This window comes from Pseudomonas sp. JR33AA (genome assembly GCF_021378985.1).
Classification (GTDB): Bacteria; Pseudomonadota; Gammaproteobacteria; order Pseudomonadales; family Pseudomonadaceae; genus Aquipseudomonas; species Aquipseudomonas alloputida.
The window spans coordinates 195344-207509 of sequence record NZ_JAJSAW010000001.1; the positions used below are offsets into that span (position 1 = coordinate 195344).

At 62.1% G+C, this 12166-nt stretch carries 10 protein-coding genes and 1 riboswitch; of the genes, 6 read left to right on the plus strand and 4 right to left on the minus strand.

What is annotated here, in order from left to right; all coding sequences use genetic code 11:
* Positions 1-66 precede the first annotated feature (66 nt).
* Positions 67-813: an RsiV family protein gene (locus LVS58_RS00920; protein WP_233689520.1), complete on the plus strand. Its 747-nt coding sequence runs from the start codon at positions 67-69 to the stop codon at positions 811-813.
* Here LVS58_RS00920 and cytX read toward each other — a convergent pair.
* Entirely contained in the window at positions 782-2065 is a 1284-nt protein-coding gene (cytX, locus tag LVS58_RS00925) for a putative hydroxymethylpyrimidine transporter CytX (RefSeq protein ID WP_233689521.1), read from the minus strand. The genes LVS58_RS00920 and cytX overlap by 32 nt on opposite strands.
* Positions 2066-2230: 165 nt before the next feature.
* Entirely contained in the window at positions 2231-4111 is a 1881-nt protein-coding gene (gene thiC / locus LVS58_RS00930; RefSeq protein ID WP_010955502.1) for a phosphomethylpyrimidine synthase ThiC, read from the minus strand.
* Between the two features lie 156 nt (positions 4112-4267).
* Positions 4268-4374: riboswitch (TPP riboswitch) on the minus strand.
* Between the two features lie 160 nt (positions 4375-4534).
* On the opposite strand from thiC, the gene LVS58_RS00935 reads away from it, so the two are divergent.
* A complete protein-coding gene (locus LVS58_RS00935; protein ID WP_014592609.1) occupies positions 4535-5968 on the plus strand; it encodes a TolC family outer membrane protein in 1434 nt (477 codons plus the stop codon).
* A gap of 113 nt (positions 5969-6081) precedes the next feature.
* Here LVS58_RS00935 and waaA read toward each other — a convergent pair whose 3' ends face one another.
* Positions 6082-7353, minus strand: a complete 1272-nt coding sequence (gene waaA / locus LVS58_RS00940) for a lipid IV(A) 3-deoxy-D-manno-octulosonic acid transferase (RefSeq protein ID WP_233689522.1) — start codon at positions 7351-7353, stop codon at positions 6082-6084.
* A 200-nt stretch (positions 7354-7553) separates the two neighbouring features.
* Between waaA and LVS58_RS00945 the strand changes: the two genes are divergently transcribed.
* Positions 7554-8381, plus strand: a complete 828-nt coding sequence (locus LVS58_RS00945; protein WP_233689523.1) for an RHS repeat-associated core domain-containing protein — start codon at positions 7554-7556, stop codon at positions 8379-8381.
* A 43-nt stretch (positions 8382-8424) separates the two neighbouring features.
* Here the strand turns inward: LVS58_RS00945 and LVS58_RS00950 are convergent, their stop codons facing one another.
* Positions 8425-9315, minus strand: a complete 891-nt coding sequence (locus LVS58_RS00950; protein ID WP_233689524.1) for a LysR family transcriptional regulator — start codon at positions 9313-9315, stop codon at positions 8425-8427.
* Between the two features lie 86 nt (positions 9316-9401).
* On the opposite strand from LVS58_RS00950, the gene LVS58_RS00955 reads away from it, so the two are divergent.
* The 3 genes from LVS58_RS00955 (at position 9402) to LVS58_RS00965 (ending at position 12119) form a co-directional block, all read left to right on the plus strand.
* The gene (locus tag LVS58_RS00955) at positions 9402-9734 is read left to right on the plus strand and encodes a DMT family transporter (RefSeq protein WP_233689525.1); all 333 of its coding nucleotides are present in this window, start codon (positions 9402-9404) and stop codon (positions 9732-9734) included.
* A 400-nt stretch (positions 9735-10134) separates the two neighbouring features.
* Positions 10135-11310 (plus strand): NAD(P)/FAD-dependent oxidoreductase, encoded by a 1176-nt coding sequence (locus LVS58_RS00960; protein WP_233689526.1) that lies wholly within the window; start codon positions 10135-10137, stop codon positions 11308-11310.
* Positions 11307-12119, plus strand: coding sequence for an aldo/keto reductase (locus LVS58_RS00965; protein ID WP_233689527.1), 813 nt, complete (start codon positions 11307-11309; stop codon positions 12117-12119). The genes LVS58_RS00960 and LVS58_RS00965 overlap by 4 nt, the downstream gene beginning before the upstream one ends.
* The last annotated feature ends 47 nt before the right edge of the window (positions 12120-12166 follow it).

A 12166-nucleotide genomic window follows, 5' to 3' on the forward strand; every position in this document is an offset into this window, starting at 1 on the left:
TAGTGGCGAACTGAAGGCCGCGCAGACGGTCAAAGGCCGACTTTTCCCTGTTCTGCAAGGATCATCATGACACTTGTCAAACTGACTTCCGTGGCCGTGCTGGCACTCGCTCTGGGCGCCTGCCAGAGCCTGTTCACGCCCAACTACCGGGCCCCGCTCGAGGTCAAGCGCGACGCCTGGGAGCATGTCAAACCCGGCTGCAGCGAGAGCGACTGCCCGCTGGTGAACATCGACATGATCCACTTCCCGGCCCTGCCCAAGCTCGACGGCATCGTCGAAAAACGCCTGCTGCAACTGACCGAAGACAATCAGCATGGCACCACACCTGGCACCCTGCAGGCCTACGAACAGCAATATCTGGCCAGTGCCGACAAACGTAACAGCAGCTACTTGCAAGCCAAGGTACGCGAGCAGCATGACGGGCTGGTGATCATCGAGTTGTCCAGCTACCTGGACAGCGGTGGCGCCCACGGTATGCCTGGGCGCGGCTTCATCAACTATTCGCGCAAGCTGGACAAGGTGCTGACCCTGCAGGACATGCTGGTGCCCGGCCAGGAAGACACCTTCTGGAAAACCGTCGAAGAATCGCACCGTGCCTGGCTGATGAGTGTGGGTATGGACAAGGATGCCGAGTTCGTCAAGACCTGGCCGTTCAAGAAATCGCCGCACATCGCCCTGACGTACGGCGCAGTAGTGGTCAAGTATGAGGTCTATGCCATCGCGCCCTATTCCATGGGCCACGTTGAACTGAAGATCCCCTACCCGCGCCTGAATGGCGTACTCAAGCCTGAACTGTTTCCCGGCCGCGGCTGAGGCTTAGCAGCCCGTGCAGTACACCTGCCAGCAGCAATGCCGGCAGGGTAGCGCCCAGTTCCGGCGCCTTGGCGGCAATCAGGTGATAGGCCACTACCCCGGCAAACCAGGCCACCAACGCCTGCCAGTGCAAGCCATTGACCTGTGCTGGCAGACGGCGTCGACGGACCACGTAGTGATCCATCAGCACCACGCCGAACAGCGGCGCGAACACCGAACCGATCAGCAACAGGAAGTTTTCGTACTGTGCCAGTGGCGCCAACAGGGCGATCAGGGTGCACAACACGCCGATGGCCAGCGCCAGGTGCTCAACCTTCAACGGTAGCAGCACACCGGTGGAAACCGCCGCCGAGTGGATGTCGGCGAAGGCCTTTTCCGACTCGTCCAGCAGAATAAGCAGCAGCGGAATCCCCATGCCGGCGCCCGCCAGGGCCAGCAGCAGGGCATTGACTTCGCCACTGGCGGCAAACGCCAGCGTGTAGGCCACGCCCAGGCTCATCAGCCAGGTGTTGCCGATGAAGTAGCCAATTACCGTACCGCCGAACACATGCTTGCCGTTGCGGGCAAAACGCGAGTAGTCCGCAATCAGCGGCAACCAGGACAGCGGCATGGCGATGACGATATCGAAGCCAACGGCCAGCGACATCGAACCATCCCCGGCACGGCTCCACAGTTCGGCCAGGTCGGCCTTGGCGAACAGGTTCCAGGTCAGCCACAGGCAAGCGCCCAGCAACAACCAGATGCCCCAGGCGCGCAGCACCTTGCGCACGAAGGCCAGTGGCCCGCTGACGGCCAGCAGGGTGGCCAGGGCACCGAAGCACAGGGTCCAGAGCATGGGGCTATTCCAGGCACTCTCCTCACCGAACGCCCGCGCCCCCAGCAAGCTGGCAGCATCGCGCATGACGATGATCTCGAAGGCGCCCCAGCCCACCAGTTGCAGCAAGTTGAGCAGCGCCGGCAAGCGCGCGCCATGGCTGCCCAGGCTGAGTTTCAGGGTGCCCATGGCGGACAGGCCGGTGTCACTGCCGATAACCCCGGCCGCGCCCAGCAACAGCACACCGACACCGGTGCCCAGAGCGATGGCCAGCACCGCGCCAGCAAGGCCAAGGCCTGGGGCCAGCATGGCGCCGACCTGCAGCACCATCAGGCCGATACCGAGGGAAAACCACAGTGAAAACAGGTCGCGAGCACCGAAGATGCGCTGCTGGATGGGGATTGGATGGTCGGGAGAGAACTGGCTGGGTGATGTCATGGTTGGCGCTCGCCGGCAATATTGTTGGTGTTCCTGGCGAGGACTTCGTCCTCGTATCGCGACGCAAGGCCGCGCCCACAAAAACCACGCAGGCTTCGAGGCTTGCGCGGTCCTTGTGGGAGCGGCCTGGCGTCGCGAAAGGGCCGCAAAGCGGCCCCAGCGTGCTTAGACTTTGTGGTACAGCTGGCTGCCTTCCTGGCGGAACCGCTCGGCCTGCTCACGCATGCCTTGCTCGACCGTCACGTCCACGGCCTCGATCTTGGCAGCGTACTCACGCACTTCCTGGGTGATCTTCATCGAGCAGAACTTCGGCCCGCACATCGAGCAGAAGTGCGCGACCTTGGCCGACTCCTTCGGCAGGGTCTCGTCGTGGAAGGCGCGGGCGGTGTCCGGGTCGAGGCCCAGGTTGAACTGGTCTTCCCAACGAAACTCGAAACGCGCCTTGGACAAGGCGTTGTCGCGAATCTGAGCACCCGGGTGGCCCTTGGCAAGGTCGGCGGCATGCGCGGCGATCTTGTAGGTGATGATGCCGGTCTTGACGTCATCCTTGTTCGGCAGGCCCAGGTGCTCCTTCGGCGTGACGTAGCAGAGCATGGCGCAACCGAACCAGCCGATCATCGCCGCACCAATGCCCGAGGTGATGTGGTCGTAACCTGGCGCAATGTCGGTGGTCAGAGGGCCGAGTGTGTAGAACGGCGCCTCGTCGCAGCACTCCAGCTGCTTGTCCATGTTCTCTTTGATCAATTGCATCGGCACGTGCCCAGGGCCTTCGATCATGCATTGCACGTCGTGCTTCCAGGCAATCTTGGTCAGCTCGCCGAGGGTTTCCAGCTCACCGAATTGCGCGGCGTCGTTGGCGTCGGCAATCGAGCCAGGGCGCAGGCCGTCGCCCAGCGAGAAGCTGACGTCGTAGGCCTTCATGATTTCGCAAATTTCGTCGAAGTGGGTGTACAGGAAGTTTTCCTTGTGGTGCGCCAGGCACCACTTGGCCATGATCGAGCCACCGCGGCTGACGATGCCGGTGACGCGCTTGGCGGTCAGGGGCACATAGCGCAGCAGCACACCGGCGTGAATGGTGAAGTAGTCCACGCCCTGTTCGGCCTGCTCGATCAGGGTGTCGCGGAACAGTTCCCAGGTCAGGTCCTCTGCCACGCCATTGACCTTTTCCAGGGCCTGGTAGATCGGCACGGTACCGATCGGCACCGGCGAGTTGCGAATGATCCACTCGCGGGTTTCGTGGATGTGCTTGCCAGTGGACAGGTCCATGACCGTGTCCGAGCCCCAGCGGATGCCCCAGGTCAGCTTGGCCACCTCTTCCTCGATCGAGGAACCCAGGGCGCTGTTGCCGATGTTGCCGTTGATCTTCACCAGGAAGTTGCGGCCGATGATCATCGGCTCTACTTCCGGGTGGTTGATGTTGGCCGGAATGATCGCGCGGCCACGGGCGATTTCCTGGCGAACGAATTCAGGGGTGATTTCTTTCGGGATGTTGGCACCGAAGCTATGGCCGGCATGTTGCTCATTCAGCAGGCCGGCGGCGCGGGCCTCCTGCAGCTTCATGTTTTCACGGATGGCCACGTATTCCATTTCGGCGGTGATGATGCCCTGACGGGCATAGTGCATCTGCGAGACGTTGGCGCCGGCCTTGGCACGACGTGGGTTGCGCACATGGGCGAATCGCAGCTTGGCCAGCTCCGCATCGTTCAGGCGCTGCTGGCCGAAGTCGGAGCTCAGACCTTCCAGGCGCTCGGTGTCACCGCGGGCTTCGATCCACGCCGAACGCACATCGGGCAGGCCTTTGCGCACGTCGATGATCACGTCGGGGTCGGTGTACGGGCCAGACGTGTCATACACCAGCACCGGGGCGTTGGACTCGCCGCCGAAATCGGTCGGGGTGTCATCCAGGCTGATTTCACGCATGGGGACGCGGATGTCCGGGCGCGAGCCTTCGACATACACCTTGCGCGAACGCGGGAACGGTTGCACGGACTGCTGATCGACTTGTGCCGATTCGCTGAGGTTGATCGCTTTTTCTTGTTTGGTCATCACAGGCTCTCCTGACGGCTTCCTAGCAGTGGAATGTCGGGGTGAACCTGAAACGCGCGGACGCACCCTCTTTGGGTGCAGTGCCGGACATGGGGGGGTGCCTGAAGCTGTACGCAGCTGTGACAATCCCGGACCTGGCACAAGAGGCTCCCCGGGAAGGCGAGCAATCTTGTTCCCTACGCAGGCGCTAACCTGATCAGGTTCAACGGGATCCGCACCTCTGCGATCTCAGCCTTTGCTTCAAGGCACCCCGACAAGAACATGCGCAGTCTAGACTGGAGTGGTCAGCAAAGCCAAGCAGGTAAATGCGCGGATGATGAAAGGCACACCGAGCGATTGTTGCCGGGTGCGCATGGCACTACACTGGCCCATCGCTCGATACTCAACAGTTCAGTAATTAAATTTCGTACAAGGATTGCCTCTATGCTGCGCAAACTCTCACTGGCGATAGCCGTGTCTTGTGCGTCCAACGGAGTGGTCTGGGCAGCGGACGTGCCCTCGACAGTCAAGACCGATCTGGTCAGCGTCTACCAGGAAGCAGTGGACAACAATGCCGACCTGGCTGCAGCACGCGCCGACTACGGTGCGCGCCGCGAAGTGGTGCCGCAGGCCCGCGCGGGGCTGCTGCCAAACCTGTCGGCCGGTGCCGAGATGATGAACACCCGCACCAAGCTGGACGAGCCGTCGATCACGTCCAATCGCAGCGGCAACGCCTGGAGCGCGACCCTGGCTCAACCGATCTTCCGCGCTGATCGCTGGTTCCAGTTGCAAGCCGCCGAAGCAGTCAACGAACAGGCAGCCCTGGAGCTGTCGGCGACCGAGCAAAACCTGATCCTGCAAACCGCGCAAAACTACTTCGCCGTCCTCCGCGCCCAGGACAACCTGGCCGCCACCAAGGCCGAAGAAGCGGCCTTCAAGCGCCAGCTGGATCAGTCCAACGAGCGTTTCGACGTGGGCCTTTCGGACAAGACCGACGTGCTGCAATCCCAAGCCAGTTATGACACCGCACGGGCCAACCGGATAATCGCCGAACGCCAGGTGCAGGATGCCTTCGAGGCCCTGGTGACCCTGACCAACCGTGAGTACACCTCTATCCAGGGCGTGGTGCACAGCCTGCCGGTACAGGTGCCAACGCCCAACGATGCCAAAGCCTGGGTCGAAACCGCCGGGCGCCAGAACCTCAACCTGCTGGCCACCAACTACGCGGTTTCTGCCGCAGAAGAGACCCTGCGTCAGCGCAAGGCCGGGCATGCACCAACCCTGGACGCCGTGGCCAAGTATCAGAAAGGAGACAACGACAGCCTCGGCTTCACCAACCCATCGCAACTGGGGGTGCGCTACAGCGGCGACGTCGAGCAGACCAGCGTGGGCCTGCAACTGAATATCCCGATCTACAGCGGCGGCCTGACCAGCTCGCAGGTACGCGAGGCTTACCAGCGACTGAGCCAGAGCGAGCAACAGCGTGAAAGCCTGCGCCGCCAGGTCGTGGAAAACACCCGCAACCTGCACCGCGCGGTGAACACCGACGTTGAGCAGGTACAGGCACGCAAGCAGTCGATCATCTCCAACCAGAGCGCGCTGGAAGCCACTGAAATCGGCTACCAGGTGGGTACCCGCAACATCGTCGACGTGCTCGATGCCCAGCGCCAGCTGTACACCTCGGTGCGCGACTACAACAACAGCCGCTACGACTACATTCTCGACAACCTGAGCCTGAAGCAGGCAGCCGGCACCCTGAGCCCGCAAGACCTGCAGGACCTCAAGCGCTACCTGAAACCTGACTACAACCCGGACAAGGACTTCCTGCCGCCGGACCTGGCGGCAGCAGCGGCCAAGAACTTCGAGCGCAGGCCTTGAGCTAAGCGCTGGACGCTTCGCGGGCTTGCCCGCTCCCACGGGATTGCGCAGCCCTCGAACCCTGCATCAATCCTGTGGGAGCGGGCGAGCCCGCGAAGAAGTCACTGCAAGGTTCAACGAATAAGCGCGCCCAGCCCATCGAGCAAGCGCTGCAGCGCCCCCTGATTGGCTCGCATCACCGCCCTGCCCGCCTCGCCCATGCGCTGGGCATCCTGCGGCAGCTCCACCAGACGGCGCACCGCACCGGCCAGCCCGTCAGCATCATCCACCTGCTGCAACGCACCCGCCTCGCGCAACATCGCGCTGATTTCGAGGAAGTTGAACACATGCGGCCCCATGAGCACCGGCAAGGCCAGCGCCGCCGGCTCCAACGGATTGTGCCCACCGGTCGGCACCAGGCTGCCACCGACGAAGGCAATGTCGGCCAGGGCATACAGGAACAGCAGTTCGCCCATGGTGTCGCCAAGCAATACCTGCGTTTGCGCATCGACCAGCGTGCCGGCAGAGCGGCGGACGGTGTTGAACTGCTCGCCGCACAGCGCATGCACAGCATTGAAGCGCTCGGGATGGCGCGGTACCAGGATCAGCAAGGCATCGCCATGCACCTGCAACAACTGCCGATGCGCCTGCAGGATCAAGGCATCTTCACCTTCGTGGGTGCTGGCGGCGATCCATACCGGGCGCTGACCGCCCCCCCACTGTTCACGCAATGCCCTGGCGCGCGGCAGCAGCTGTTCGTCGATCTTCAGGTCGAACTTGATCGAACCGGTGACGTGCACGCGCTCAGGGCGTGCACCGAGATCACGGAAGCGCTGGGCCTCGGTTTCGGTCTGCACGGCAATCAGGCTCATCTCGGCCAGCATCGGCCGGGTAAGTCTGGCAAAGCGCCCATAGCCACGGGCCGAGCGCTCGGACAAGCGCGCATTGGCAAGCGCCACCGGAATACCACGTTTGGCACACTGGTGAATGTGGTTGGGCCAAAGCTCGGTTTCCATGATGATGCCCAGCTTCGGCTGCACATGATCGAGAAAACGCCCCGCCGCCCAAGGCAGGTCATAGGGCAGGTAGCAATGCTGCACGCGCGGCTCGTCGGCGAACATGGCGCGAATGCGCTCGGACCCGGTAGGTGTCATGCAGGTCAGTGTGATCGGCAGCTCCGGGTAGGCTTTGAGCAAGGCACGCACCATGGGTGCGGCAGCAATGCTCTCGCCCACCGATACCGCATGCACCCAGATACCACCCTGGCGCATGGCCGGCAGCTTGAAAGCAAAGCGCTCGCCGATACGCTGGCCATAGGCCGGCGCCTTGCGCGCGCGCAGGTACAGGCGCAGCGCAACCAGCGGCAGGCCCAGGTGAAACAGCAGGGTATAGAGTGCTCTATTCATGGGTGCGGAGTGTACTAGGAACCAGCTTGGTAGAGACCAGCTGACCGCAAAAGATCTATTTTTTCACCCCGCCCTTGGACGCTTGCCTTGCTTCGTCACCCACAACCGTCCGGGGCGGCTCGCCTGGCATTTCTGCCAGTATCTGATTATTGCCGACCATGCTTCAATCTTAACGAATCACACAATTCAGGAGCAGGCCCGTGAGCAAACTGACGAACAAAAGTGATCGGGGCCTGACTCAAAGCAAGTGCATTCCGCACTCATTCCTTACCTACTCGCCCTACGGCCATTCCACTTCCCTTACCTCTTTGGCATTGATTCGCTATAACTCAGAGTATTGGAACCGCGAATTGCAAATGTATCATCTCGGCCTTGGCCACCGACAGTACAAACCGTCTTTGATGAGATTTATTTCACCTGATCGATTGAGCCCATTTGAAAGAGGAGGGATCAACGCATACAGCTACTGCTCGGGAGACCCTATCAATTATTCTGACCTCAGTGGCAGAACTAAACTATTCCGTACTGACCCCAGTGGCAGAGCTGGACTATTCCATAGAAAAATTCAAACACCAGTTAGTCATATCGCTGTAGGCCCCAGTAAAATCGGCGAAATGTTTAGAACAAGATATAAAAATGAACCATCTATTATCCTTAAGGAGCGGCCCATACTACAAACAATTTCACCCTACCTAGATGGATTATCAATGCAGAACCTCGAAGACGCTTATCCCAGTCTACGCCGAGATTTATCAGTTTTTTCAAGCACAAAAGCCAAGGCATTAATAAAGCATGATGCGGCCATTCTAGAATATCGGGCCACGGGAGTAACTGACTTAACCGGTTATGATCTTGTAGACCTTGAGGCACTGCTAAACTATAAAAGTAATCTATTAACCCGGGACCAAGCCTTAGCTCTATTCGACTTGAAAATCCATGAAGTCCGGCAAGGTTATCGCTTTGATATTTGGGCCAGCCGACGCCATACCTACCGTTTCCATAACGAAAATTCAACTACTCAAGATTAACTTTTTAAAGAATCGGCTCCTTGCTTGCCAATATACTCAGAAATTAACCAATCGCGCGCAGGTGAACCGCAAAGCGCTCCGCCAGCCACTGCGCGGCCGGCCCCAAGGGCGCATCACGGCGCCAGGCCAGTTCCGCCACCAGCGCCGGCGGGCGCCACTCGCTATCGAGCTCGACCATGTGCGCCTGGTAGGTCGGGTACTGCACCACGTGCCGCGGCAACCAGGCCCAGCCCAGGCCGCGCATCAGCAGTTCAGCCATGGCGTAGAAGCTGTCGGCACGCCATACCTGCGGGCTGATCGCCTCGCCGCCTGGGTAACCGCTTTGTTGTGGCGTGATCAGCAACTGCCGGTGGCGCGCCAGTTGCTGGCGGGTGACCCGGCCTTCGCCCGCCAGCGGGTGGCCGACTGCGCAAACCGTGACCATCTCCACACTGCCCAGCGCCCGCCGCTCCAGCGATGCCGGGATGCTTTCGTGATGAAAGAACAGGCCCAGATCGGCGCGCCGCTCCACCAGCTTGCGCGCTACATCGCCCTGGGCACCGCTGGCCAGTTGCACCTCCAGGAACGGGTAGCGGCTGGCCAGCTCGTCCAGGCTGTCGATCACCGGCTGGTAAGGCATGGCTTCGTCCTGCGCGACCCGGAGCAAGGCCTCCTGCCCGCGCATCAGGGCCAGGGCGCGGCCATCCAGGCGTTCGCACTGGCGTAACAATTCGCGGGCGTCTTCCAGCAAGGCGCTGCCGTTTTCAGTCAATTTCGGCTGCCGGCCGCTGCTGCGCTCGAAGAGGGTGACCCCTAGGTCGGTTTCGAGCAGAGCGATGGCACTGCTGATCGCCGACTGGGCTTTGTGCTGCTCACGTGCCACCGCGGAGAACGAGCGCAGTTCAGCAACGCGCAGAAAGGTACGCAATTGTTCAAGGTTCCACTGCTCGGCCATCAGCCTATCTCCCAAATTGATAGGTAATGACTTTACCCCATCCAGGCAACGTCTAGAATGCCCGCTCAGTAACGGAGGATCCCGCCATGAATGCCTACACCTATCTCGCCATTGCCATCTGCGCCGAAGTCATCGCCACTGCGTCGATGAAAGCAGTAAAAGGCTTGAGCACACCGTTGCCGCTGCTGCTGATGGTGGTGGGTTATGGCATTGCGTTCTGGATGCTGACCTTGGTGGTGCGTAGCATTCCGGTGGGGATTGCCTACGCCATCTGGTCGGGCCTGGGGATTGTGCTGATCAGTGTGGCGGCGCTGGTGATCTATGGGCAGAAGCTGGATACGCCGGCAATGCTTGGCATGGCCATGATCGTGGGTGGCGTGGTGGTGATTCAGCTGTTTTCGAAGACGGCTGGGCATTGATTTTTGCCCTGTGTCTGGCGGGCGGTCGCGCCAGGGCTACCGGGGGCTTGTCTTGAGGTTTTTTGCGCTTGGGAGATCCAGCGCCGCCCGCGCGGCGCATCGCGAGCAAGCTCGCTCCTACATTCGTTTCGGGCCAGTATCGCCTGTGCCTGCGCGCGCGACCGCCTTGTTTGCCCCCCACGATATCGAGGTAAGCGCCAAGGGGACGTGCGCATCTGCCCCAGGAATAATTGGCCTTAAACAAATGTAGGAGCGAGCTTGCTCGCGATGCGCCGCGCGGGCGGCGCTGGATCTCACAAGCGCAAAAAACCTCAAGGCGGGCCTCTATTAGCCCTCACACGATCCCCCTTGTGCCCGACCCTGTATACTTGCCAGCTGTCCCAGTCTTCGAGGTACCGCCATGCCATCTGCCATTTCCACTGACGTGCTGATCGTCGGCGCCGGGGTCGCAGGCCTCTGGCTCAATGCCCGCCTGCGCCGCCTGGGCTACTCGACAGTGCTGGTGGAGCGCGCCAGCCTTGGCGGCGAGCAGACCATCAAGTCGCAGGGCATCATCCACGGCGGCACCAAATACGCCCTGCACGGCGCCCTGACCGGCGCCTCGGAAGCCATCGCCGACATGCCGCGCCGCTGGCGCGAGGCCCTGGCCGGCAACGGCGAACTCGACCTCGGGCGCACCCGCCTGCTCTCCGATGCCCACTACCTGTGGTCGCCGGGCACCTTGGCCGGCAACCTCACAAGCTTCTTCGCCAGCAAGGCCGTGCGCGGCCGGGTCGACCAGGTCAAGGGTGACCAGTTGCCACCGGCACTGCAGGACCGCGCATTCAAGGGCAAGGTGTACCGCCTGGCGGAACTGGTGGTCGATGTCCCGAGCCTACTGGCCAACCTAGCCGAGCTGGCCGGCGAGTCCTTGCTGGCAGGTGAACGCATCGAACCCTTGCGTGAAGGCAATGCGTTGGTCGGCCTGCGCGTGGACGACCGGGAAATCCGTGCCCAGCGCATCGTGTTGAGCGCCGGGGCCGGCACCGAAGGCTTGCTGCAGGCGCTGGGTCTGGATCAGCCGGCCATGCAAACCCGCCCGCTGCACATGGTCATGGCCAAGGGCCCGAACCTCAAACCTTTGTACGCCCACTGCCTCGGCGGCGGGCCCAAGCCGCGGGTAACGGTGACCACCCATCCGGCCGCCGATGGCCAGTGGGTCTGGTACCTCGGTGGGGACCTGGCGGAAGCGGATGGCGTGGCGCGCGAGCCTGCAGCGCAGATTGCTGCAGCACAGAAGGAAATTGCCAGCCTGCTGCCATGGGTCGATCAGAGCCTGGTGCGCTGGGCTACATTGCGCGTCGACCGCGCTGAACCAGCACAATCCGGCCTGGTACGCCCGGACAACGCCTTCCTTGCCGACCAGCAGCGCCTGCTGGTGGGCTGGCCGACCAAACTGGCGCTGGCACCGGACTTCAGCGACCGGGTGATCAGCCACCTGGAGCGCGACGGCATTCGTCCACAAGCACAGCCCGACCTGGCCGACCTCCCACGCCCGCCACTGAGCGTACCGGCCTGGGAGCAGTCGCTGCCATGAGCCTGCCAACCCTGCACGACTTCCACCGCCCGCTGGGCAGCACCGGCCTCACGGTCTCCCCACTGGGCCTCGGCACAGTCAAGCTGGGCCGCGATCAGGGCGTGAAGTACCCCACTGGCTTCACGATTCCCGGCGATGAGGAAGCCCGCCTGTTACTGGCCCAGGCCCGCGAGCTTGGCATCAACCTGATCGATACCGCCCCGGCCTATGGCCGCAGCGAAGAGCGCCTGGGCCCGCTGCTGCGCGGCCAACGCGATGAATGGGTAATCGTCAGCAAGGTCGGTGAAGAGTTCGAGGAAGGCCTGTCGCATTTCGACTTCAGCGCCGCCCACACCCGGCGCTCGGTGGAACGCAGCCTGCGCCGGCTCGAAACCGACCGCATCGAACTGGTGCTGGTGCATTCCGACGGCAACGACCTGGCCATCCTCGAACAGCAGGAGGTCTACCAGACCTTGGCCGAACTCAAGCAGGAGGGCAAGATCCTCGGTTTCGGGCTGTCCGGCAAGACCGTCGCCGGCGGCCTGAAGGCGCTGGAGCAAGGCGACTGCGCCATGGTCACCTACAACCTCAACGAACAGGCAGAACGCCCGGTGCTGGACTACGCTGCCGAACACGGCAAGGCCATCCTGGTAAAGAAGGCCTTGGCGAGCGGGCATATCTGCCTGGCCCCGGGCGTCGACCCGGTGCAGGCCAGCTTCGAGCTGCTGTTCGCCCACCCGGGCGTCAGCAGTGCTATTGTCGGCACCATCAACCCATTGCACCTGGCCCACAACGTGGCCACCGTCGCCCGTATTCTGGGCCAGCATTGAGTTACCTCAGGCCCCCGACTCAGGGCCTGGAGACTGACCCGACGCAA